The 22,682-nt window shown below is 44.1% G+C and carries 22 protein-coding genes; 4 read left to right on the forward strand and 18 right to left on the reverse strand.

What is annotated here, in order from left to right:
- Window positions 1-192: 192 nt before the first annotated feature.
- On the forward strand, window positions 193-1,518 hold the full coding sequence (dsdA, locus tag J699_RS16540; RefSeq protein ID WP_032869738.1) for a D-serine ammonia-lyase: 1,326 nt from the start codon (window positions 193-195) through the stop codon (window positions 1,516-1,518).
- Window positions 1,519-1,592: 74 nt separating this feature from the next.
- Here the strand turns inward: dsdA and J699_RS16535 are convergent, their stop codons facing one another.
- Both J699_RS16535 and J699_RS16530 read right to left on the reverse strand, forming a co-directional pair.
- Window positions 1,593-3,425 (reverse strand): DUF1302 domain-containing protein, encoded by a 1,833-nt coding sequence (locus tag J699_RS16535; protein ID WP_032869736.1) that lies wholly within the window; start codon window positions 3,423-3,425, stop codon window positions 1,593-1,595.
- 209 nt (window positions 3,426-3,634) lie between these two features.
- On the reverse strand, window positions 3,635-4,228 hold the full coding sequence (locus J699_RS16530) for an RBBP9/YdeN family alpha/beta hydrolase (RefSeq protein WP_032869734.1): 594 nt from the start codon (window positions 4,226-4,228) through the stop codon (window positions 3,635-3,637).
- 300 nt (window positions 4,229-4,528) lie between these two features.
- Here J699_RS16530 and J699_RS16525 point away from each other — a divergent pair, with 300 nt between their 5' ends.
- Window positions 4,529-5,545 carry an AraC family transcriptional regulator gene (locus J699_RS16525; RefSeq protein WP_032869732.1) on the forward strand — a complete coding sequence of 339 codons (1,017 nt, stop codon included), beginning with the start codon at window positions 4,529-4,531 and terminating at the stop codon, window positions 5,543-5,545.
- Between the two features lie 75 nt (window positions 5,546-5,620).
- On the opposite strand, the gene J699_RS16520 is transcribed toward J699_RS16525, so the two are convergent.
- The 11 genes from J699_RS16520 to gltS all read right to left on the reverse strand — a co-directional run bounded on the left by J699_RS16520 (window position 5,621) and on the right by gltS (window position 17,039).
- Window positions 5,621-6,625, reverse strand: a complete 1,005-nt coding sequence (locus J699_RS16520; RefSeq protein WP_032869730.1) for a YeiH family protein — start codon at window positions 6,623-6,625, stop codon at window positions 5,621-5,623.
- Window positions 6,618-6,944: a Rieske (2Fe-2S) protein gene (locus J699_RS16515; RefSeq protein ID WP_032869728.1), complete on the reverse strand. Its 327-nt coding sequence runs from the start codon at window positions 6,942-6,944 to the stop codon at window positions 6,618-6,620. Before J699_RS16515 ends, J699_RS16520 begins: the two co-directional genes overlap by 8 nt.
- Before the next feature lie 5 nt (window positions 6,945-6,949).
- Entirely contained in the window at window positions 6,950-7,597 is a 648-nt protein-coding gene (locus tag J699_RS16510; protein ID WP_032869726.1) for a DsbA family oxidoreductase, read from the reverse strand.
- Window positions 7,594-8,934, reverse strand: coding sequence for an MFS transporter (locus J699_RS16505; RefSeq protein ID WP_032882682.1), 1,341 nt, complete (start codon window positions 8,932-8,934; stop codon window positions 7,594-7,596). Before J699_RS16505 ends, J699_RS16510 begins: the two co-directional genes overlap by 4 nt.
- 103 nt (window positions 8,935-9,037) lie before the next feature.
- Window positions 9,038-10,090 carry a 3-keto-5-aminohexanoate cleavage protein gene (locus tag J699_RS16500; RefSeq protein WP_032882684.1) on the reverse strand — a complete coding sequence of 351 codons (1,053 nt, stop codon included), beginning with the start codon at window positions 10,088-10,090 and terminating at the stop codon, window positions 9,038-9,040.
- Between the two features lie 60 nt (window positions 10,091-10,150).
- Window positions 10,151-10,999 carry a TauD/TfdA dioxygenase family protein gene (locus J699_RS16495; protein WP_032869719.1) on the reverse strand — a complete coding sequence of 283 codons (849 nt, stop codon included), beginning with the start codon at window positions 10,997-10,999 and terminating at the stop codon, window positions 10,151-10,153.
- 11 nt (window positions 11,000-11,010) lie between these two features.
- Entirely contained in the window at window positions 11,011-11,997 is a 987-nt protein-coding gene (locus tag J699_RS16490) for a quinone oxidoreductase family protein (RefSeq protein WP_032869716.1), read from the reverse strand.
- A 367-nt stretch (window positions 11,998-12,364) separates the two neighbouring features.
- Window positions 12,365-13,258 carry an aromatic amino acid DMT transporter YddG gene (gene yddG, locus J699_RS16485; RefSeq protein ID WP_032869713.1) on the reverse strand — a complete coding sequence of 298 codons (894 nt, stop codon included), beginning with the start codon at window positions 13,256-13,258 and terminating at the stop codon, window positions 12,365-12,367.
- Between the two features lie 160 nt (window positions 13,259-13,418).
- A complete protein-coding gene (locus tag J699_RS16480; protein ID WP_032869710.1) occupies window positions 13,419-14,219 on the reverse strand; it encodes an SDR family NAD(P)-dependent oxidoreductase in 801 nt (266 codons plus the stop codon).
- 149 nt (window positions 14,220-14,368) lie between these two features.
- The gene (locus J699_RS16475; protein WP_032869708.1) at window positions 14,369-15,532 is read right to left on the reverse strand and encodes a zinc-dependent alcohol dehydrogenase; all 1,164 of its coding nucleotides are present in this window, start codon (window positions 15,530-15,532) and stop codon (window positions 14,369-14,371) included.
- 286 nt (window positions 15,533-15,818) lie between these two features.
- Entirely contained in the window at window positions 15,819-17,039 is a 1,221-nt protein-coding gene (gltS, locus tag J699_RS16470) for a sodium/glutamate symporter (RefSeq protein WP_032869705.1), read from the reverse strand.
- A 470-nt stretch (window positions 17,040-17,509) separates the two neighbouring features.
- Between gltS and J699_RS16465 the strand changes: the two genes are divergently transcribed.
- Both J699_RS16465 and J699_RS16460 read left to right on the forward strand, forming a co-directional pair.
- Window positions 17,510-18,151 (forward strand): SOS response-associated peptidase, encoded by a 642-nt coding sequence (locus tag J699_RS16465; RefSeq protein ID WP_032869703.1) that lies wholly within the window; start codon window positions 17,510-17,512, stop codon window positions 18,149-18,151.
- A 539-nt stretch (window positions 18,152-18,690) separates the two neighbouring features.
- Entirely contained in the window at window positions 18,691-19,044 is a 354-nt protein-coding gene (locus J699_RS16460) for a hypothetical protein (protein ID WP_005285847.1), read from the forward strand.
- On the opposite strand, the gene J699_RS16455 is transcribed toward J699_RS16460, so the two are convergent.
- The 5 genes from J699_RS16455 to J699_RS16435 all read right to left on the reverse strand — a co-directional run bounded on the left by J699_RS16455 (window position 19,031) and on the right by J699_RS16435 (window position 22,652).
- On the reverse strand, window positions 19,031-19,501 hold the full coding sequence (locus J699_RS16455; RefSeq protein WP_005230460.1) for a BLUF domain-containing protein: 471 nt from the start codon (window positions 19,499-19,501) through the stop codon (window positions 19,031-19,033). The genes J699_RS16460 and J699_RS16455 overlap by 14 nt on opposite strands.
- 140 nt (window positions 19,502-19,641) lie before the next feature.
- Entirely contained in the window at window positions 19,642-20,286 is a 645-nt protein-coding gene (locus J699_RS16450) for a glycosyltransferase (RefSeq protein WP_032869700.1), read from the reverse strand.
- Complete coding sequence (locus J699_RS16445) at window positions 20,283-20,882, reverse strand: class I SAM-dependent methyltransferase (protein ID WP_032869698.1); 600 nt, start codon at window positions 20,880-20,882, stop codon at window positions 20,283-20,285. Before J699_RS16445 ends, J699_RS16450 begins: the two co-directional genes overlap by 4 nt.
- Window positions 20,875-21,651, reverse strand: coding sequence for a PIG-L deacetylase family protein (locus J699_RS16440; RefSeq protein ID WP_032869695.1), 777 nt, complete (start codon window positions 21,649-21,651; stop codon window positions 20,875-20,877). Before J699_RS16440 ends, J699_RS16445 begins: the two co-directional genes overlap by 8 nt.
- On the reverse strand, window positions 21,639-22,652 hold the full coding sequence (locus J699_RS16435; RefSeq protein ID WP_032869693.1) for an acyl-CoA dehydrogenase: 1,014 nt from the start codon (window positions 22,650-22,652) through the stop codon (window positions 21,639-21,641). Before J699_RS16435 ends, J699_RS16440 begins: the two co-directional genes overlap by 13 nt.
- Between the last annotated feature and the right edge of the window lie 30 nt (window positions 22,653-22,682).

The raw sequence follows: 22,682 nt of genomic DNA on the forward strand, positions 1-22,682 counted from the left end.
GAGTGATATGAATATCGCGTGCTAGAGGCAAACTAAACTACGATCATGATGATGATTTATAACTTTCATTATTTTTATCGCTTAAAGCTCTTTTTCTTGTTTTAATCTGAATTTGACTGAAATCATGAACCAAAAATAAAATTGCTTTAGCCAACGACTATGACCCATTATCCAAATTTTATGAGAAACTGAATGGATTCGAATCAAATTCAAGACCTTGTTACCCATTATCCGATTGTAAAAGACCTGATTGAACTGAAAGAAACAGTCTGGTTTAACCCATCATTTACTACGCTTGAGCAAGGCTTATCCTATGTCGGGTTAACGCAAGCGGATATTGATGATGCGCGTGACCGCTTACAACGTTTTGCACCCTACCTCATGGCCGTATTTCCAGAAACCCGTGTCAGCCATGGCATTATCGAATCGGAGCTAAGCGCCATTCCAGAGATGCAGCAATCGCTTGAAACGCACTTCGAGCAAAAAATTGCAGGCAAACTCTGGTTGAAAAAAGATAGCCATTTGCCTATTTCAGGATCAATTAAGGCGCGTGGAGGCATTTATGAAGTGCTTTTCCGCGCGGAGCAGCTCGCGTTACAAGCCAATCTACTTAGTCTTGACGATGATTATGCCAAACTGAACAGTGCAGAATTTAGAAATTTTTTTAGTCAATACAGCATCGCGGTAGGCTCAACAGGTAATCTTGGGCTCTCCATTGGCATCATCAGTGCAAAGCTCGGATTTGATGTGACGGTGCATATGTCAGCCGATGCACGACAATGGAAAAAAGACAAGTTACGCGCTCATGGCGTAACCGTGATTGAGTACGAACAAGACTACGGTATTGCGGTGCAAGAAGGCCGGAAAGCAGCGTTAAAAAATCCGAACTGTTTCTTTATTGATGACGAAAATTCTAAGACCCTGTTCCTGGGCTATGCTGTTGCGGGTGAACGCTTAAAGAAACAGCTGGATCAACAGCAGATTCGCGTGGATCAGCAACATCCCCTATTTGTTTATTTGCCTTGCGGTGTCGGTGGCGGGCCTGGTGGTGTAGCATTTGGCCTGAAAATGGCGTTTGGCGATCACGTCCATTGTATTTTTGCCGAACCTACCCATTCCCCATGTATGTTATTGGGCGTTGCCACCGGGTTACATGATGAAATTTCGGTACAGGATATTGGGATTGACAATATTACGGCGGCAGATGGTCTCGCCGTGGGCCGTGCGTCAGGCTTTGTCGGCCGTGCCATGCAACGATTGTTAGATGGTTTTTATACACTGGATGATCAAACCATGTATCGCTTGCTCGGCATGCTTAACCAGTCCGAAAACCTGAAACTTGAACCTTCTGCACTGGCCGGTATGCTCGGGCCAGTTTTAGTCAGTAAGTATCAAGATTATAAGGATCTACATCAATTGACTGAGCAGCAGTTACAGCAAGCCAATCATATTGTGTGGGGAACAGGTGGCGGGATGGTTCCCGCAGAAGAAATGCAAAATTATCTGGCAAAGGCTTAAAGCCCTTTTTAAAATATTCCAACAGCGTGACGAAAGCCGCGTTGTTGGATCCTGATATGATCTATTTAAATGAATTAAAAACTATATTTAAAAGCAAGCGATATAAAGTCTCTATCATCAATGGTACTAAACTCATTTGAACCAAAAAAGTTTTGATAGATCACTTCTGCTGAATATTTTTGTCGAAAGTTGGCTGAGACTGCCGCCGCCAGACTCATTTGCCCTTGCTGAAAGTTTTGGCTATAGCCAGATAGATCATGGCGGAAAGTTAAACTGGGGCTAATTACCGTTGCAGGTAAAAGGTCTTGATAACTTAAGGCCGCGCGTAGGCGATAACCATAGGACCATTCACTAAAAAAACCGTCTTTATTACAATAACGTTCATTCAAACGGTCAACTGCAGCATTAGGCAGGTTTGCTGTGCCATAAGGCGTACACTTAAAGTTTCCTGTTTCCGAATCATAAGCGCCTGTTGATAGTTCACTGCGACCAAAAACCCCAACCCGCCCAAAACGATGATTGCCAATATTGGCGATATGATTGACAGCAAATTCAGCACTCCAAGACAAGCGATTTGCTTTTAAAATATCTGTCATAGAATCACTGGCGCCGATGGAGAATTGTGTGACAGGCAGACGTACATAACCTTGCAAATACTCTCCCAACTCAGCAGCAACACCCGCAGGTTTGAGCGGAGTTTCTTTGGAGAGCACCTGAGCATAGACAATATCAGTTCCATTCAGCTGTAAGGGTTGATTGGGCTTGTAGCTCAATTCACCAAACAGCTGCGTTGTGCCTACCTTTCCACTCAGGCTTAGACCGTACATTTTGATATTTTCAGGATAAATAGAGAAAAACCGTGCCGTTTTAAAGTTTTCAACACCAGCAGCAGTCACGGCGGTCCCATCGAAGTTTGCATTACGATGATGATAATTGGCGAAATAAACACCCAATTCAGCTTGATTCAGGCTCGATAAATTTCGTTTCAGTGCAACACCATATTGCCCACTATCTTTTGCATAATGACTGGCTGAGCGAGGAATATAGGTTTGTGTCTTGGCAGCAGTTTCCGTTAATTTATCCCCTGGTGTCACGGTTAGCATAATCGGGCCACAATTTTCCGGAACAAAATCCGAAATTGCAAAAAAGGTCCCGCAACCATCCACCACAGAGGGTCTAAACTTAAATTGATAGAAACCTTCTAATTTTAAGTCAGGCTGAATCGCGGCTTCAAAAGACAACATCTCGACCGGAATGATGCGTTCTTTGGCTTCACTGGCAGGGCGATTGATGGCAGCAAAATCAAAGGCGCTGACCGAGTTCAAGCCATTTTGGAAAAATTGGGATTTGCCCCAATTCAAGCGATGTTTACCCAATTTCAGGTTGAGATGCTGCTTGGAATCAAATTCGATATTTTTCCAGAGATAGGCATCCCATAGTTCAATCCCTTTAAACTTAACCAAGTTAGGCCACTTAGCATCATCGAAAGGCTTTAAATCGCCTTGCCCTGTTTCATAGGCATGGTCATACCAGTATTTGGCGCTCAATACCGCCCCTTGCTGCGCTCCGTTTAAACGAAATTCAGTTAAACCTTTAACGATTTGTGAAATGACATCTCCGCGATTGAAGTTGGCACGTCCATCATCACCGTTAATATCTACACTCAAGCCCTTTTTACCCATATGATTGGCATCGGGTTTATATAACAATGCGGCTGATGGCGCTTGGGTACTCCAGCTGGCCCCCAGAGCAATCGTGGTATTGCTTTCTAAACTCCAGTCTTCATTGATTTTATAAGGGGATGCTGAAGCATCTGGCAATGAACATAGCAGTCCCAACAGCATTGTTGCCTGAGCTAAAACAGCAGTGCTGAGTTGTGCATTTGAATCTTTAACATGACAAACCATACCATCTCCATATCGATATGATGTATGAATAATTGACGCCTGATCCATTCAGTCAAATGGAATAAGTTCAGGCCGTTTTTTTTGTTTTAAGCAAAGGGGGTAAAGCCTTATTTTGCGATGGGGGGATGCGTTAAGGCATGCTGTACTTTGATCTGAAATCAAAAAAATTCGCCAATTCCGGTTTGGAGAGTTGATTTATACATCATCGATTAGGCAATCAGGCTGGGTTGATCAGCCTGCCCATCCAATTGCTGAATTAACTGTTCTGCCTGAGGCCAAGGACCAAATCCGGATGCAGGATTGAGATGTCCGACGGCACCTAGATTGATGAATACACTGCCCCAGGTTTTCGCCATTGCCGCCACAGCATTAAAATGGGCTAGTGGATCATTAACACTAGCAGCCACAATACTTGGAAATGGCAGCACTTGATCGGGCAATGGCGACCATCCTGCTTTTCTGAGTGTTTTAGGTGCTGGATAATGTTCTGGCCAAACATCATTCAAGTCCGGTGGTGTCACCAGTAATGCCCCTTGAATAGCGTGTTGATATCGCGCAGCCCAATGTATCGCCATCAGTACTCCTGCACTGTGTGCCACCAGAATCACTGGACCCTGTATTTTTTCCAGTTCAGCCTGTATTGCAGCCACACGTTTTGCACAGTTGAGCTTATCTTCTTGCAAAGGTGGTACTGAACGGACCTTGGCTAAGCGTGTTTCCAGAATGGTTTGCCAATGCGAAGCCACATGGTCACGCAAACCGGGGATAATCAAAACCGTCGCTTTTGTTTGTAGTTTTTCCATCTCTACACCTATCAACCCTTCTTTTAATAAAAATAACGAGGATGTATCACGTCATATTCAACATAGAGGGACAGTAGAGCGTCTGATATACATGGCGCGACAGCCACTTTTCATTTGATGACAAAGCGATTGAAACGATCTCATATATATCAATATGCTTTGCAGAAAAAGTCGCTTCAAAAACAATAATCATCATGCCAACATGGATTTATGTAAGCCTTGGTACTTTTCGAAACACCGTATTTTAGTTATAAATAAAGCATAACTAGGAAGGTTATTTTTAAAAATTGGGAGATCAGCATGGTGCCTCTTGCCCACACTGCTGTGCTTAAAAATTACTTAGATGTCAGCCAGCAATTAGAACTGAATCCATACCAGCTTTTGTCTGATGCAGGCATCTATCCTGCACAGCTACAAGACAGTACACAGCGTATACCAGTCGATAAAGCCGTGACTTTGCTGGAACAGTCAGCACAATTGAGTGGTTGCGAATCCTTCGGTTTGCATATGGCAGAACAACGCCAACTCGCAGATTTTGGAGAGCTGAGTTTATTGTTGAGTTATCAGCACACCTTGCGTGATGGGCTATATACCATTGTTCAGTATCGAAACCTGATCAATAATGCACTGGAAATGTATATCGAAGAAGTCGGTCATACCGTCATTATTCGAGTCGAGGTAATTACTGCAGCAACAGAATACAGCCGCCAAGCCATCGAGCTTGCTTTAGGCATTACCCATCGTTTCTGTGCTGCTTTTTTGCAAAAATGGCAGCCGTTGAGCATTCATTTTACCCATGATGCTCCGCATGATACAGCCATGCACCAACGGATGTTTGGTTGCTCGCTTGAGTTTGGCAGCGAATTTAACGGTATTGTTTGCAATGCAACGGAGCTGGATAAAACCAACCCTCATGCCAATACCACAATGCTGGCACATGCCAAACGTTTTCTTGAAACGGATCTATTGCACCGGGAAAGTGAATCTTCGATGATTTTTGATATTCGTAAAAGTATTCATCTGCTTCTGCCTATGGGGCGTGCCACCATTGATCAGGTCGCCCATACCCATGGCGTCAATGTCCGTACCTTGCAGCGCCGTCTGGAAGCAGCACATACCAACTTCAGTGTGTTGATCAATGATGTGCGTCGCAATCTGGTTTTCCGCTATCTCAAAAACCTGAATTATTCGCTCGGACAAATTTCTGATATTTTAGGCTATTCGATGCCAAGTTCGTTTACCCGCTGGTTTAGCAGTGAATTTGGTATGTCACCCACCACTTGGCGTAATAACAATAAGACGGTTATAAAATCCTAATCATAAGACTTTGAGATCGAAGCTGATTTAATCATCTTTGATCTCAAAAGTCGTATGTTGCTGAGATAGTAGTCTCTAGAACATCCAATGCATCAACAGTAAAACCAGCACGACCAGGAAAATGGTTTCACCCAGCATCAGCAAAATTGGCTTGATTCCAACAGAAGCCAGCTCCTTCAATTGTGTTTTCATGCCTAAGGCACTAATTGCAATCACCAAACACCATCTCGATAATTCATTCACCCCTTGCTGCAGCATACTTGGAACCCAACCAGTGCTGTTGATACAGGCAAGCATTAAAAAACCGACCGCGAACCAAGGCAATAAATGTGGATGTTTTCCTGTCGCATCTCCGCCTTGCATACGTGTGATCATGGCTGCGCAGATAATGACAGGCAATAACATGGCAACCCGCATCAATTTGACCACGGTTGCAGTATCCCCTGTTTCTGACGACATGCTATATCCTGCCCCCACAACTTGAGCAACATCATGGATGGTTGCCCCTAAAAATACCCCCGCCTGCTGTGGTGATAGTTCAAGCCATCGTGCAATCATCGGATAGACAATCATAGCCAGTGTCGACAGTGCAGAAACCCCAATCACCGTGAATAGTGTGGCTTTCTCTTTTTGGGGATGTTGCGGAAATGCAGCAGACAAGGCCAAGGCTGCTGATGCACCACAGATTGCGGTTGCACCGCCGGTCAACATCCCGAAAAGTTTTTTAAAACCCAGAATTTTAGCCGTTATCACTGAAACCGAAATCGTCACGATCACCAATGTGATCACCAGTACAATCGGTTGCCACCCCAAAGCGGTAATTTGTCCTAGCGTAATCCGCATCCCCAGCAAGGCAATCCCGATACGTAACACTGTTCGTGCCGTAAATTCGATGCCTGCTTTACATTGACTTTCACTGGAAAGAAAGTTCAAGCCCATTCCCAACAGCAAAGCAAATAACATCACGGGTGCAGCATAATGCTCTGATAAAAAACAGGCTGCTGCTGCGACAACGCTACTGACAATGAAGCCAGGCATCAACTCACGGGTGCACAGACGAAAATCCATGAATTTAGTCATTGTTTTCTCCTGAACCGATCAGGATAAATAGCTGTTCTGCATTGAGTTCAACTGGATATGCCGCTACTTTTAAATGCTTCGAATTCAACATATATCCTGTCGCCAGATCGAAAATCAAACCATGGGCACAACAACGAATCGCTTGTCCTTCTAATTTGCCAGAAAATAAAGAAGCACCTTGATGCGGACAGCGATCCTCAATCGCATAAAACCGTGTACCGATATGAAACAGTGCAATATTCTTCCCCTCAATTTGCAGAAAGGCTCTTGCACCTGATGCCGGAATTTTTTCTTGTGGAACCTGAAAACGAACAGTCATTGTATTTATCCCTGTACCACCAAGGCCTCTAACATGGCCTGATAAAGCACATCGACCGAATGTGCACCTGCCAGAGTCAGATAACCATCAAAAATAAAATAAGGTACGCCGTTTGCCCCTGTATAGGTCGATTGAATCGCTGGATTGCACTCCGTCCATCCACGACCTTGTTCATTCACCGAATATCCAGATTGCTTGAGAATCCTTTTCAGCACAGCGCTATCCCCAAGGTTTTCACCTGCCTCGAAATAGGCAGCAAAAAGTTGTTCCAGTAAATGCTCGGCTTGCTGCCCTGTTCCCAGCTTAAAAACGTTTTGAAACATATGATGCGCTTGGGCAGTATTTGGCATCCATTGGATCTTTTCAAAATGCAGTTCGACGCCAACCGTCTTGGCGGCCTGACGCACTTGGGTTTGACGTTGTTTTACCGCCTCCAGACTGCCTAATCGTTTTTGATAAAACTGTTTGAAATCGACACCCTCGACCGGAATCTCAGGAAGCAACTGCATACTGTGCCAGTGCACATTCACCTCAACCTCTGGATCACTCTGTTGCAATTGCGCAATTGCAGCCTGTAACTGACGTTTGCCGATCAGACACCAAGGACAAATAAAATCAAAAAAGACATCAATATTTAATTCACGCATCATCATTTTTCTTCCGTATGACATGAACGGATGCTTTCAAGACCGGGTAAAATGGCTTGATCAGTCAGCCGTGCAATATCTTGCTGATAGTGTTTTTTGGTATAAAGAAACACAGCTGCCGCAAAAATGCTGATCAACGGCATCAATTGAAAAGCGGGATGTAGGCCAATCACATCGGAGAGCTTACCGATAACCAGAGGACCAAGTGCCAGTCCCAATAGATTATTGGCCAGGGTTAAGGTGGCAAAAGCGGTACTGTGGACGCTGTTATGCGTCAGATTAGCCACCATCGCACTGGATGGGCCATTGGTTCCCAGTGCAAGAAACATTCCCATGCAAATCATCAGCAATTGAGATTTTCCAGCAGGCAATGCAAACGCAGTCGAAAGCAGTAAACAGCTCCCGATACAGTAAGCAATCGCTAAACTGACCTTACGATCGGGGCTGTTTTGACCAAAGCGATCACTGAGCATACCGCATAGAATGCTCCCGACCGCACTACACAGTACAATCACGGCGGCCAGCACACCTGCAGAATCGGTATTCATGCCGTAATAACGGTTTAAATAACTCGGCATCCAGACAATGACCGTGCCGCCAACAAACAGTTGAAAGCCACTGCCGATATAAGTTGCGATTACGGATCGACTGGAATAAATGCTTCTTAAGCATTGTCTGCTTTGTTGCTGTTTCTGGGCGTTAAGAGCTAGTTTTCTGGTGATCCCCACTCTTTTTTCTTTCACTACCATGGGATAAAGCAAGGCCAAGATCAATCCAAACAAGGCCATGCCACCAAAAGCCCAGCGCCAGCCAAAGTGCTCAGCCATCACACCGCCCAGTGCCATGCCGAGAAATGAGCCGAATACCCCACCTGCCATAAAAGCACTGGCTAGCGTGGCTCTCATTTCGCGGGGAAAAATCGCCACCACCACGGCAATGCCAACACTGCCATAAGCGGCCTCGCCCACACCGACCATAAAACGGGCTACAAACATTTGCTGATAATTTTCTGCAATCGCACAACCCAAAGTCGCCAGACTCCACAGCACAGCCATAATGACCAGGCTTTTCACGCGTCCGAAACGGTCCGCCAGCAAGGATAAGGGTAAGGTTAAAATACCCACCATCAGGGCCACAATGCCGCTTAATAAGCCAAGTTGGCTATCGGTCAGGGCCCATTCTGTTTTAATCAGTGGAAATACGGCATTCAGCACTTGCCGAGACATATAGTCTGAAATCAACAAGCCAAATGTCAGCGCAAATACCAGCCACGCATAACGGCGTGGTACGCCGATTGAGGTATCGACATGATCCGTATGTACGGTATATGGATGAGCACCCATAGGGACCTCCTTGTTGTATTGTTATCATTTCTATTTTTAATTGCAGTACGTGGCTTGCCGCGTACTGCATTTATTGTGTGGTTCAATCCATTGTTGTTCAGGCTTAAGGGCGCTGAGGCACACCTTTTTGTTTTGGTTGACGGTTGGGCGACATGCCATTGGCCTGCAAGGTTTCTTCAATACTTTGATATTGCACACCAATCCGATAAATTTCTCGTGCCTCTGGGCCTGTTGCCACTTCACGACCTAATTCATGTGCAATACGTACAGTTTGCTGAATTTGCTGTACAGATGAGAAACGCTGACCACGATGATCGATAATGGTATCTTCATTACCGACCCGTGCATGAAAGCCCATCGCCATCGACATGGTATTGAATGGCAATACATTTTTAAGCAATGATTCCGAAGTCAGTGTGCAACCATCAGGGACACGGTGAATAAAATTAAAGAAGTTAAATGGATTGGGTCCATCGAATCCGCCACCGATGCCGATCCAGGTCAAGTTCAATGGCCCCATATAGAGTCCTTTACGTACCATCCGTTCCAGGGTCTCTAAACCATGCATTCCGGTCAGCTGGAAATGCGGTTGAATATTATTTTGGCAAAGTCGTTTCAAATGTTCTGCCCCCCATGCTGGCCCTGCCGGCACAGTCATTTCCGCATAAGCCGCTTGAATCGCAGGATGGGCCAATGATGTGCCTTCCAGATATTCCGGATAGAGCAACTCCATGATGTTCATTTGGGTGGTGTTAATTGCAACCGTGACCTGATCTGGTTTTGGTGTTAATTCAGCCAGCATATGACGGGTATCATCACTCAACCATAAAGCCGCCTCACCTTCACTTTCAGGTGCAAACGAAATCGAGCCACCCACTTGAATAATCATCTCGGGAACAGCTTCGCGTACCCCGGCAATGAGTTCATTAAACTTGGACAAGCGTTTAGAGCCTTTACCATCCAGTTCGCGTACATGCAAATGCAGTACTGTAGCGCCTGCCTCATAGCATTCCACCGCTTTCTGGATCTGCTCATCCATGGTCACCGGAATATCTTCCGGAAAGTCCTCTGGCATCCACTCGGGGCCGTATGGCGCAACGGTAATGACCACTTTTTCCATATTTTCCGGGTGCAAAGAATCGTCAAAGAATTGCATGTGCATCTCCTGTTGGTATTTTATAAAACTGTATTGAATTAAAAAGTTTGGATCTGAAATTTAATAGGTTGCATCACCGACGATACCTGCCCGTTCCATTTTGCGATGGCACGGCGGGTAATCCATCACGGCATAATGTTGGGTACTACGATTATCCCAAATGGCGATGCTATTCGGCTCCCAACTCCAGCGCACCTGATATTCAGGAATTGCCGCTTGGGTAATTAAGTAACGGAGTAAATCTCCAGCGCCTGGATTGGCATCCTGCCCAAAACGCACGCGATCTTTAGTGTGGTAGTTACTAAAATGGGTGGTGAATGCATTGACGTAGAGAATTTTCTCGCCTGTCTCAGGATGCGTTCGTACCACAGGATGCTCGGCGTCGGGAAACTGTGCCTTTAATGCCAGACGTTTTTCGATGGGCATGGCAGCCCCAAAACTGGCTTCGATACTGTGATAGGCACGTAAATGTGCGATTTTTTCCTTGATATCGTCAGGCAGATTTTCATAGGCCATGACCATATTGGTCCACATGGTATCGCCGCCAACGGGTGGGCATTCCACACACCTTAATACACAGCCCATCGGTGGAATTTTGCGCCAGCTGGCATCGCTATGCCACGCATTCTCATACCGGTCAATCGGACTGTCAGGATGCTTGTAAATTTGTACCAAACCCGGGTGGTCAGGGTGGCTGCCAACCGCAGGATGATCCTCCAATGCCCCAAAGCGCTCGGCAAAAGCCACATGTTCAGCCCGTGTCATCTGCTGGTTACGCAAGAACACCACGCGATGTTTCAGCAATTGTGTCCGGATCTCAGTGAATAGCCCATCATCATGAATCGCATCGGCTAAGTGGACACCACGTAGTTCTGCGCCGATATTGCAAGTTAACTGTTCAATTTGCATTAGAAATCCCTTCAAATTACAAAAATGGAGGAGCCTATGGTTTTGCGTGCTTCCAGATCACGATGCGCTTGTACAGCATCCTCAAGCGCATAACGATGGTTAATCTCGATCTTGATGCGACCGCTGCTGACATGATCAAATAGCTCCTTGGCCAAGGCTCTTTTTTCTTCTGGATCGGCAATATAATCGGCCAAAGCTGGACGAGTGATAAACAATGAACCTTTCATTGCCAGTAACACAGGATTAAAGTCAGGAATTGGCCCTGATGCCGTACCCACGCAAACCAACAAGCCCCGGCGTTTGAGAGAGTCTAATGAGGCCATAAAGGTATTTTTGCCCACACTATCGAAGACCACATTGACCCCGACGCCATCGGTCAACTCACGCACCCGCTCAGCCACATTTTCATGGCTATAATTAATCACATGATCACAACCATAGGCACGTGCCGCGGCTGCTTTTTCATCCGTAGAGGTGGTTCCGATCACGGTTAAGCCCAGCAGTTTGGCCCACTGCGAAACGATTAGCCCCACACCACCTGCGGCTGCATGTAATAAAATGCAATCACCTGCTTTAAAGTCATAGATCCGACGCATCAGGTAGGCCGCCGTTAAACCGCGCATGGTCATTGCAGCCGCAGTTTCACAGGAAATATCGTCAGGGAGTTTGATTAAGGCATCAGCAGCAATAAGCCGTTTAGTGCTGTAAGCGCCAAGCGTATTCAGAAACCCGGTATAGGTGACGCGATCGCCCACCACAAAATCGGTTACGCCGTCACCCACTGCTTCGATAATGCCGGATGCTTCGACACCAATGCCATTCGGCAAGGGAATCGGATAAGTGCCATCGCGGAAATAGGTATCAGCATAATTGAGGCCCACCGCTACGTGGCGTAGACGTACTTGACCCACCGTAGGCGCACCGACTTCGATGTCCTCATAGCGCATGACTTCGGGTGTCCCTGTTCCGTAGAACCGTATCGCTTTATTCAACGTCATTTTCCTGTCCATCTTGTATTTTTATTCAGTGCCGAAGCAACATGACTCAAAAATACAATACTCAGGAGAGCGTCGACTTTACTTAACACGACACACCTATCACCTTTGACGACACATTGATTTTTTTAATTGCGGTTTAATGGGGTTTAAAGATAGAAGTCGATACAAATATTATTTTATTTCTTCTTAATGCAGCGCTTGAGCACAAATCGTTTTTATACAGATTCATCTGATGAAAAGACGTAGATAGAGCAGAACTTAGTCACTTATTGCAAAGCACATACCTGTTCTGCTCTATCTACACTTCACTGTGAGTAGCAGGATAAACTGCATAAGTCTTTCAACTTAAATCATGTGTTTTGGTCAATTAAGTTGAATGCTTTGGCCGTGTTGCTACCCAGCACAGCACGGAACCGATACAGACCATGGCTGCACCTTGCCAGAACGATAAGGAAAGAGAAGTTTGTAAAACAAAGTCTGCCAGTGCGGCTGAAAATACAGGAATAAAGTAAGATGCACCCGCAAGCAATGTGACATTGCCATGTAGAATCCCGACGTTCCATGCAGCATAGCCAAAGCCCATCGCGGCAGCAGCAAGCACAAGATAAATCAGGGTATGCAGATCAAACTGCATCGGTTCGGCCCCCATGAGCACATATTTGACCCATAATGCCGCTGCCGTCAGCATAAAGAAAAGCGTGACACCATTTTTGCCATTGGCAATTCTGGCGGTGACTGTACAATACGCCGCCCAGATCAACGCACCCATAAAAGCTAAAGCATAGCTCAACGGATTATCTTGAATATTGGCTGTGATACTGGCGAAATCAAGTCCCCGCTCACCTCCAAGTACCCAGCAAATTCCCATCAGGGCAATGATAAAACCAGGAATAATCAAAAAATTTGTTTTCTGATGATTAAAGACAATTGCGCAGACCATAGTCAGTGCAGGCCATAAGTAGTTCACCATACTGACTTCAATCGCTTGCTGACTGCTATTGGCATAACCAATAGATAAGGCCAGACAAAGTTCATAGGACACAAACAGTAAGCTGCCCCAGAACAGGTAGGTGCGCGGAAATTCGCGTAGATTGGGAAATCCGATACTCAATAATAAAAATACCGAAGCCACGCTATATATCATGGCCGCTCCACCCGTTGCGCCCAGACTTTCACTGACACCACGAATTAGCCCGACAATCGAACTCCATAACAGCACCGCCATGAGTCCTATTAGGGTTGCATTTCTTTTGCTTATCATCCACTTAATCACTTATCAATTTTCATACACTAATCAGGAAGAGCTCAATATTGATTCTTCACTTGAATATTAGAGTTTATAAGGATTCACTTTTTAGCATGACTCGTCTGTTTTGCACAGCAATCATACTGAATTACTTAGAAATTCTATCAATCATTTGCTATGAATTTACGGTCGTACCCGCAGTCACATTGACAATTGTGGCGGTCATTGCACTGGCATGATCAGAAGCCAGAAATGTCACCAGTTCAGCAATTTGAGTGAGTGTCGGCAAGCGTTTTAACATGGTACTTTGCGCAGCGCCATTAAGCCATTCATCCAAGGTGATGCCCATTGCTTGTGCTTTTAAGCTAAATAACTCGCGCGTATAAGAGCCTGCCTGAGCCGCATCCGCAATGGCATGGGAACGTACCCCAAGCACCCGAATATTCTTTGGACCAACTTCACTGGCGAGTGCTTTGATAAATGCTTCGCTGCCTGCACAACCGACAATATGCCCCAAATGACCCGGGATCGCCATTGCACCAGAGGGTGCAATGACGCTAATCATTGCCCCGATAGACTTTGTACCCATATAGGGGACGACGGCTTTTGCAATATTAAATTGAGCAGTTAAAAAAGGTGTGATGCCCTGCATAAATTCATGCTGGGTGAGTTCTGAAAGTTCCTTACCTTGGTTATGCATAAAACTTGTGGCATTGATCACAACATCGATACCCCCCGTTAGCTCAGCCAACTGTTTTATCGCTATTTGGGTCGCCTGTTCATCCAGTACATCCACAATAAAGGTTTGTATCTGGCCCTCCGCATGATGAATACGTGCTGCAACCTGATCCAGTGTGTGCTGGTGTCGGGCGCCTACATAAACATGCGCACCTTCTCGGGCCAAGGTATCAGCGATCGCGTGACCTACTGCGCCACTGCCTCCAAAAATCACAGCAATTTTATTTTTAACTAACATGGAAAATGCTGCCTGTATTTTTTACTGATTGTTTATTGTACGCCTTTTAATTATCTACAAGTGATTTCGAATTCTTTCTTATTTAAAAGTTAGTTGGAGTATAAAAAACCTCTAATATGACTTAGAGGTTTTCTACGTTTAATCAGTTTTTAAGGCGTAAGAATGACCTTACGGCATTCTTGTTCCCTGTTATCGAAAATACGATAACCTTCAGCTGCATCTTCTAGCTTCATCCGGTGGGTAATAATCGCTTCAGGCGCAAGTTTACCGTCCTCAATCAATTCTAAGAGTTGAGGTAAAAAATGATGGACATGGGTTTGTCCCATCTTAAATGTCAGACCTTTATCAAAAGCATCGCCAAACAGAAAACCGTGAATAGGCCCTGCATATACTCCCGGTACACTGACTACGCCTCCACGGCGCACAGCGGCAATACATTGGCGTAGTACCACACCACTGGAACCTTCAAGTTTTAGATTGGTCAACAACGTTTCAATCACACTTCCCTTTGCCTCAAATCCAATCGCATCAATCACGGCATCAACACCACGATAATTGTCGGTATGCTGGATAATGTATTCAGCAGCATCAACCGCTTCAAAATCGACAGGAATTGCACCATAGGCTTCTGCGGCATATTTCAGTCGATATTGATTATGATCAACCATGAAAATTTTTTCTGCGCCGAGCATTTTGGCGCAGGCTGCACTGAGCAGTCCTACCGGTCCGGCCCCATAGATGGCCAGCGTGGAACCTTTGCTGACTTTTGCATTGGTTACTGCCTGCCATGCGGTGGGTAGAATATCGGTAAGAAAAAGCACTTTTTCATCGGACAATGAACCCGGGACTTTAAATGGTCCTGCATTGGCCTTGGGGACACGTACATATTCTGCCTGACCACCGGGAATACCGCCATAGAGATGGCTATAGCCAAATAATGCAGCACCTGAAGGAATCTGCTTTTTATTGACAATCGCACCTCGTCCGGTATTGGTGGTTTCACAGGCGGCGGTCAGATTTAACTGGCAAAAGAAACATTCTCCACAGGCAATCACGAAAGGAACGATAACCCGATCCCCCTTTTTGACCTGAGTGACGGCCGAACCCACCTCTTCAACAATGCCCATGAATTCATGACCAAAAATATCACCCTGCTCGGTTTGAGGGATTTTTCCCCGATACAGATGCAAGTCTGAACCACAAATTGCAGTAGCGGTCACCCTTAAAATAATATCGTCAGCTTCCTGAATGATGGGATCTGCTACCGTTTCAACACGGACATCTTCAGCACCGTGGTAAGTAAGCGCACGCATGGTTATTCCTTTAATTTATAAGATGTCATTTGATTATGGGCAGTGTTTTTTTACCGTTTGCAATAATTGTTAGCACTCACGTAAGCCATATTGTGAATATGCAAAAGGATTTAAGGGTTTGTAACCAAACATGAAAAACAAAGGCTCACATTATAGAGATGGTATTCATCTTTCTTGCTTTAAAGACAACAAAAAATGCCAGTTGATCAACTGGCATTTTCAATATGAATAATGAAGTTTCGACAGAAATGCTCTTTAAACCTGCAAATGAAGTTACAGCGCCGTGCTAGAAAAAATTAATCAGGGTCTGGATGACCAGCGCATTAATAATATCCACAAAAAATGCCCCCGTCAGCGGAATAATCAGGAAGGCTTTATGCGAAGGTCCATAGCTATTAGTGACGGCCTGAATATTGGCAATCGCCGTAGGTGTGGCTCCGAGGTTGACGCCACATTGTCCCGCACAAAGTACTGCTGCATCGTAATTTTTACCCATAACTTTAAAGGTGACAAAAAACAGGTAAAGTGCCAGAAACAAAGTTTGAGCAATCAGAATAATCAGCAAGGGACCTGCCAGTCCTGCCAATAGCCAAAGTTGTAACGACATTAATGCCATCGACAGGAACAAGGCTAAAGAGGCATTTCCAAATACGTCAATACAGCGGTCAAACAGTTTGATATCAAAGACATATTCCAAGGTATTACGGATGAATACACCACAACCTAAAGCCCAGACAAAAGTCGGTAATTCAAACCAGTAGCCTTTGGCAAAATCGGTCATAAAGTTGGCAAAGAAGATACACAGCGCAAACATGCCCAGGGTTTTTACCGCATCGTCTGCAGTAATCAGTCGGGTTTTTTCCGGATATTCAAACGGCGCTGTTTCATTTGCAGGAGGCGCTTCAGTGCGTTGCTGTGTTGGTGCAATTTCTTCAGCCAGTTGATAGCGGCGAATCAGAAGTTTGGCTACAGGACCTCCCATCATGCCACCAATGACCAAACCAAAGGTTGCACTTGCCATACCCAACACTACTGCACCCTGAATGCCATATTCATTTTCGAATATGCTACCCCATGCGCTTGCAGTACCATGACCACCGGTTAAGGTCACCGAACCGGTAATCAGGCCAATCAATGGATCAAGACCTAAAGCAGTTGCCAGACTTATGCCCAAAACATTCTGTAGTATTACAAATGTAATCACACAGAACATAAACATAATCAGTGTTTTTCCGCCTTCTTTAAGTTTTGACAGGCTGGCACTTAAACCGACTGAAGTAAAAAATACCAGCATGAAACTACGCTGAATGTCAGTATTAAAGTTCACCGTAATATTGAGCTGTGTGAACAGAAAATACGTCACGATTGCCGCTACAAGTCCCCCGATTACAGGTTCAGGCATATTGTAGCGTTTTAAAATACTCACTTTATTTACGAGGAAATAACCGATAAACAGTACAAAGACTGCAGTGACAATCGTACCAAAGATGTCAATATCAAAATTCATTGTTCACCAAATCAAAAACCTTGAGCAATGGGGCTGACGAAGGAAAACCTTGCCGTAAAGATAAAGCGAGCGATGGTAAAGCAATTATCCTGCTTTGTTTGTTACGCTTAGTAATTATCTGGCATTTTTGAATTAAAAAAATTGATATAAATACAATGATTTAATAACTTTAAAAATTATGAATGGGGAAACTTTTAAATCCATTCATAAAATATCCCCCTTTCTGGCAGTTTCTGTAAATGCATTCTCATCATGAGATAATTTTGGAAAGCGACCCTTTATGTAGAGAGTCTTAAACTTATTTGCTTCACCTGATATCCGCCGTTTCAATTTTTTCAAGTCTCATACGCTTAGCATTAACCACCAAAACTTAACGCAGAGATGCAATCAAAATACAAAAAGTGCCTCATAAATAACCTGAGTTTGATAAACACTGAATGGATATTTATTGATCATCTTTGGGTGGAGATATGTGTGCGAATTATCGACCTATTCATAAAAGCCGGGCTCACTTATTGGATTTATTTGAACCGACATTTGATTATAAAATGGATATTTATCCCGGGGACAGTAGTCCAATCCTGATCTCATCGAATGAAAAAGTACAATGGCGCTCTGCCCGTTTTGGACTCATTCCTTTTTGGGCCGAAGACTTGAAGCTGTCTCAACATACCTATAATGCACGCGCTGAAACCGTAGCTGAAAAAAACAGTTTTAGACATGCCTGGAAGAAAAATCAATTTGCTTTGGTCCCTGTTGATGCGATTTTCGAGCCTAAATATATTGATGGCAAGGCACATTGGTATGCTATTTATCGGCAGGACAAAAAGCCTTTTACCGTTGCTGCCCTTTATGAACATGCGAGTGTGGACGGTCAGGAAATTCTTTCCATGACCATGCTGACCATCAATGCAGATACTCATCCTTTAATGAAACAGTTTCATTCGCCAGAACATGAAAAAAGATCTGTTGTGATCATTCCGGAAGGTCATCGTCTTGACTGGCTAAATACACAACATGCGCAGGCTGTAGAACTGATTCGTGAGTTTTCAGCTGATGAATTTACTGCTGCACCGAAACACCAGATTGATAACTTTTTCTTCCCTGACTGAGGATAAACTTAATTAGAATTTTGATGGTTATTTGGTTTTCATTCATGAGGGAAAATAAAAATATAATAACGTCTTTGGGGTGAAGATAACCCCATGATCGAGTTTAATTAATTTTTTTGATAATCCTCTCTTTATTAAACAATACTGTATGTTGCGTTTTGTTAAAAATGTAAATTTAAGAAAATACTGAAAATAAATAAGTGATTGATTTTAAACAATTATAATAAATGTGAAAATGTAAATTTTGAGCAAAAAATATGCATTTGTAGGTAATATCTTACAAGCGTGTAAGCCAAAAGCTTATACACCAACTATTTGATTTTTTTAATAATTAGCTCGGTACATTTAAGCGCTCTTTACTATTCAATAGAAAGCTGAATATTAATGAAGAGATCCCGTAAAATAAAAAAGGCATCTTTATTAATATAAGAAATCTGAATAATAGAAAAGAATCTCAAATAACGTCTCAATATGTACTAATCTTTCCTCTGGTTACAGAGGAAAGATTTTTAAATTAACTTCAGGATAGGAAATAGAATATGTTTATTGCAAAAAATATCTTTGTCTTTTTACTATCAATGCTAGCCTTATGCCTGGTGATCATTTTCTTTAATTATCTCGGCTTCAATGAAACAGTTAATCTGATACTGTCCTCGTCCTTATTTGGCATGTTCATTACCTGGTATTTTAAAGGTACGGAATTATGCCTGGCCTTATTTAGTTTTTTCTATTGCGCCATGCTCATTATTAGCCAGAGTATGGAAGTGATCCTGATGTTTGGTACTTCCATCTCTGTGTATTTGTTCATGAGTAAACTGTTACCTAAGCTTAAAAATCTGAATTTTAAACTTGGCAGTAAACAGCTAGATAGTGATTCGCTTAGAACGGATTAACACCACGATTGACCATCCCCACTTTCTTAGCGACCGGCAGCGTGGTCTGTTCTGCGAGCAGCAACTCCTCGAGAAAAGCATTCAGGCTATTTGGCTCTAGACAGCCTGGATTAAAACTATTTTCTCCCAAGTTCAGAAAGAAAGTCTCAATATTGGTATTTCGCTGTACATATTTCATTGACCAGCGCTTAAACGTATATTGGTCAATGGGATCTGTGCCGAAATGTTTGACTTCAAGATGTCTTGCATCGGTTTTTATTTTTTCAAATAAACTTTCAACGATGGCTTGCTCTCCTTCCAGGCATTGAAAAAAAGCATTATCGGCATAGTACAACACCCCATAGATACAATGTTGAGTATTGAAATCCCGGGCTTCGGTAAGAATGTCGCGTAAATCTTGCAGCAAATCGTCGCTATTTTCATTGCGTTTGCTGGCATAACACAGTCGTATATTCATTAAGATTTCCGCAAACTATGAAAGTTTTTGTGAAGAAGAATTTTAAAAACTATCATATATTTACAGAATCACGAATATTTAATTTTTTTATTTTCTCATTTTATTTTTTACCGTTTGATCAATTTTATCTTAAATGCACATTAGAGTTGTTTTAAAAAGTGCGATAAGCCTTGTGGTGCACGGCCATGCAAGCGGCTGCTGGTGGTGACCCGGACCAGATTGCTCCAGGTGATCTTGCAACATTGGGTCATGAATTTTTCAATTAAGGATACATCTTCATGGCAAGGAATCGGCTCAAATCCGCCAGCCTGAAGGTAGGCATCTACACTAAAGCTTAAATTTGCCCCATGAATATGTTGATGATCCATGCTGTCCTGATAATGAGCCAGATATTTTTGCTGTTGTGATACGGATAAGGGATCGAGATCATCCAGCACCACGATTCCACAAATTGCATCTGTAGGCTGATGTTGCATCTGGCACAATAACCAGTCTGGATCAACAATCGTATCGGCATCTGTACAGGCAATCCAGTTCGCACCCTGCTGAATCAGATGACGGATTCCCAGATCTCTCGCCTTGCCTACACAGGCATAATCACATTCAATCCAGTTCACCTGATGTGCCTGTACAATCGCGCGGGACTGATCCGTACAACTGTCTAAAACCACCAAAATGTCGACCTGATCTTGCGGTATATGCTGAGTTGCCTGTTGAATAGATTGCAAACAGGCCGATAAAAACATTTCTTCATTATGCGCTGGAATTACAATACCGATTTTCATATTAATCCCTGTTGTTTGGCTAGAGAAGAAGGATTCACTGTCCAGATATCAATCATGAAATCCGGATCATTCAGACTTAAATAATGAGAGAACGGTAAAGACTGTTTTAAATGATGGTGAACTCGCAAGGCATCCAGTTCAAAATCCCGAATCTCATGCCGCCAGTGGCAACACAGGATTTCCCCTTGTGGCGTCAGGCTATGTTTGAGCTGACCGATCAACTGTTGTAACTCTACAGATGATAGATAATAGGCCACTTCACTGATTACAATCAGGTCAAACTTCTGTTCAGGAAAATTTTCGGGTATTTTGTGCTGTTGAACACTGACATGGTTCAGGTTCTGTAAACGTTGGGCAGCCAGTTGAACCGCATGCGCAGAAACATCTACACATAACAGCTGATTGCAACGTTTCGCCAGATGGATACTTAAATGGCCGTTGGAGCAGCCGATTTCCAGTACACTGGGATAATGTTGCTGGGTCAGGACAGCCAGACAAATCTGCCTTTTACGTGCTTCATACCAGTGTTGATCGTAGCCCCAAGGATCATTACTCTGGTGATATAACACTTCAAAATATTGACTGAAATCATTCACAAAGATAAACCTCCCACGGCATCAACAACCGGTCGATGATCGCTGGAGATAGAACGGCCGCCTGGCCGGTACTTTCATCCGCCTCAATCTGGCTTTTAAATTGCATAATGGCCTGATCTTTTTTGATTAATTGTGGCTCGGTTAAATGGTAAGCACGAGCCTTTTGCCAATCGATACGGGGGTCCAGAGGCCGAGCCCAGTGCCAGGCCCAGATCAGCACATGTAAACAGCACTGATCATGAGCTGAAGCAAAGGCTTGTACGGTTTTACCGACGGCTTCGTGATCGGGATGCCCATCCTGTGCATAGCTACAAATCAGGATATCTTCCGCTTGAACCAGCTTGTCTAGTTGTTGCCACAGTTGCTGCTGGTGCAAATGAACCTGTCCATCGGGTAAATTGAGTGCAATGCGTTGAGCATGTTCAGCAACACCTAAACAGTCTAAAGCCGCTAAACTTTCTTGCGGACGAATCTGATCCAGTTGTTCTGGAGTGTATTTGGTAGAGTCTGGATGACTTTGTGTGCCATTGCTCACTGCGAGGATCAGCAGACGGCAATTCAGTCTGATCAGCTGTTGCATTAAGCCCCCACAACCCAGAATTTCGTCATCAGGATGCGGTGCAACAATCACGATTCTTTTGGATTGAAATTTTTCAAGATTGAGCGGCGGCAACGGTTGTGTTTCAAAGCTGTGTAGCCATTGTGCTTTTGAAGTTCCTAACCCCTCAATGATGCGATCTTCAACCAGAGGATGATTTAGAGTTCCCACGACACTTGCTCCTCTAAACAACGTTCAGCAATCTGCTCATTATCAAATGCCGCATGACTTTGCCGAATAAATACCGGTAAATCTGCCATTAACCGGGCAAAGCTTGCCTGTTCACAAAACGGCCGTGCTCCCAATGCCTTGCCAACGCCTTCTATAATGGCCAGACAACACTGTTCGGTTTGCGCACGCAGAATACGTACTTCGCGTTCATGACTAAGCTTTGGCTGATTGTCGATGAGTTGTGCCACGTGTTGAAAATATTGTCTGGTCACGCCCAGTTGAGCTGCCAGTTGACCTAAATACATTTTTTTAAAGGGATTGGGCGTAGTCAGGCAACTGTGTTGCAGTTCGGCCATTAAGCGGACTGCTGCCCCATACCAGCAAGCTGCGACACCGGCAGCCCCGTGCCAGAAACCTGGCCGGTCAAGATAGGCATTGGGGCTGGCGATCATGTTGACTGGGGTACCCTGAAAGGTGACTCTGGCTGTCTGTGTGCCTTGCATGCCTACGGCGTGCCATTGGTCTAGCTCAGCCTTGAGAGAGGCATGATCCAAGTCAGCAACGCAAAGTTGGGATTGTCCCTGTTGATCTTTAAAGCTGATTAATGCTTTTTGAATAAACTCGGCACCAGAGCACCACGGTTTAATGCCATGACAGTGCTCATTTTCGACCTGTAACGGTGCCGGTCCACCCTCTGCAGCCCAAATAGCCCACATTTCTTTATCATTTTCTTGCGTATAACCCAGTTCATGCAGAATGCTTAAGGCATCACAATGTGATTCAAACAGCTTGGCTAAACTTAAATCACATCCCGCAATCTGGGCAAAGATTTGCCAGCGGTGATAAGTCTGTCCTGAAGCGGGTTCTGGCAAGCGCCCTAGTGTTTGAATCAATTGCTTGAGTACTCGTGGACGTTGCTGTTGTTGCTCTTCAGCTGAGTACTGCGCAAAGCAATTTAATATGTCAAAGGTTGATCTTTTTATCGATATTTTACTATTCATTGTTAAAATATTAATTCATGACAGTTTATT

It is taken from the genome of Acinetobacter sp. 1000160, assembly GCF_000588715.1.
In the GTDB taxonomy this organism is placed as follows: Bacteria; Pseudomonadota; Gammaproteobacteria; order Pseudomonadales; family Moraxellaceae; genus Acinetobacter; species Acinetobacter courvalinii.

Coding starts and splice junctions, on each gene's coding strand:
- J699_RS16495 (WP_032869719.1), bottom strand. CDS start 10,999: ATGCAAATTGAACAGTTAACTTGCAATATCGGCGCAGAACTACGTGGT.
- J699_RS16515 (WP_032869728.1), bottom strand. CDS start 6,944: ATGACTGTTCGTTTTCAGGTTCCACAAGAAAAAATTCCGGCATCAGGT.
- dsdA (WP_032869738.1), top strand. CDS start 193: ATGGATTCGAATCAAATTCAAGACCTTGTTACCCATTATCCGATTGTA.
- J699_RS16475 (WP_032869708.1), bottom strand. CDS start 15,532: ATGCGTGCGCTTACTTACCACGGTGCTGAAGATGTCCGTGTTGAAACG.
- J699_RS16505 (WP_032882682.1), bottom strand. CDS start 8,934: ATGGGTGCTCATCCATATACCGTACATACGGATCATGTCGATACCTCA.
- J699_RS16480 (WP_032869710.1), bottom strand. CDS start 14,219: ATGTTAGTTAAAAATAAAATTGCTGTGATTTTTGGAGGCAGTGGCGCA.
- J699_RS16435 (WP_032869693.1), bottom strand. CDS start 22,652: ATGAATAGTAAAATATCGATAAAAAGATCAACCTTTGACATATTAAAT.
- J699_RS16455 (WP_005230460.1), bottom strand. CDS start 19,501: ATGAATATACGACTGTGTTATGCCAGCAAACGCAATGAAAATAGCGAC.
- J699_RS16535 (WP_032869736.1), bottom strand. CDS start 3,425: ATGGTTTGTCATGTTAAAGATTCAAATGCACAACTCAGCACTGCTGTT.
- yddG (WP_032869713.1), bottom strand. CDS start 13,258: ATGATAAGCAAAAGAAATGCAACCCTAATAGGACTCATGGCGGTGCTG.
- J699_RS16490 (WP_032869716.1), bottom strand. CDS start 11,997: ATGACGTTGAATAAAGCGATACGGTTCTACGGAACAGGGACACCCGAA.
- J699_RS16500 (WP_032882684.1), bottom strand. CDS start 10,090: ATGCAATTCTTTGACGATTCTTTGCACCCGGAAAATATGGAAAAAGTG.
- J699_RS16520 (WP_032869730.1), bottom strand. CDS start 6,625: ATGACTAAATTCATGGATTTTCGTCTGTGCACCCGTGAGTTGATGCCT.
- J699_RS16460 (WP_005285847.1), top strand. CDS start 18,691: ATGTTTATTGCAAAAAATATCTTTGTCTTTTTACTATCAATGCTAGCC.
- J699_RS16525 (WP_032869732.1), top strand. CDS start 4,529: ATGGTGCCTCTTGCCCACACTGCTGTGCTTAAAAATTACTTAGATGTC.
- J699_RS16450 (WP_032869700.1), bottom strand. CDS start 20,286: ATGAAAATCGGTATTGTAATTCCAGCGCATAATGAAGAAATGTTTTTA.
- J699_RS16530 (WP_032869734.1), bottom strand. CDS start 4,228: ATGGAAAAACTACAAACAAAAGCGACGGTTTTGATTATCCCCGGTTTG.
- gltS (WP_032869705.1), bottom strand. CDS start 17,039: ATGAATTTTGATATTGACATCTTTGGTACGATTGTCACTGCAGTCTTT.
- J699_RS16510 (WP_032869726.1), bottom strand. CDS start 7,597: ATGATGATGCGTGAATTAAATATTGATGTCTTTTTTGATTTTATTTGT.
- J699_RS16465 (WP_032869703.1), top strand. CDS start 17,510: ATGTGTGCGAATTATCGACCTATTCATAAAAGCCGGGCTCACTTATTG.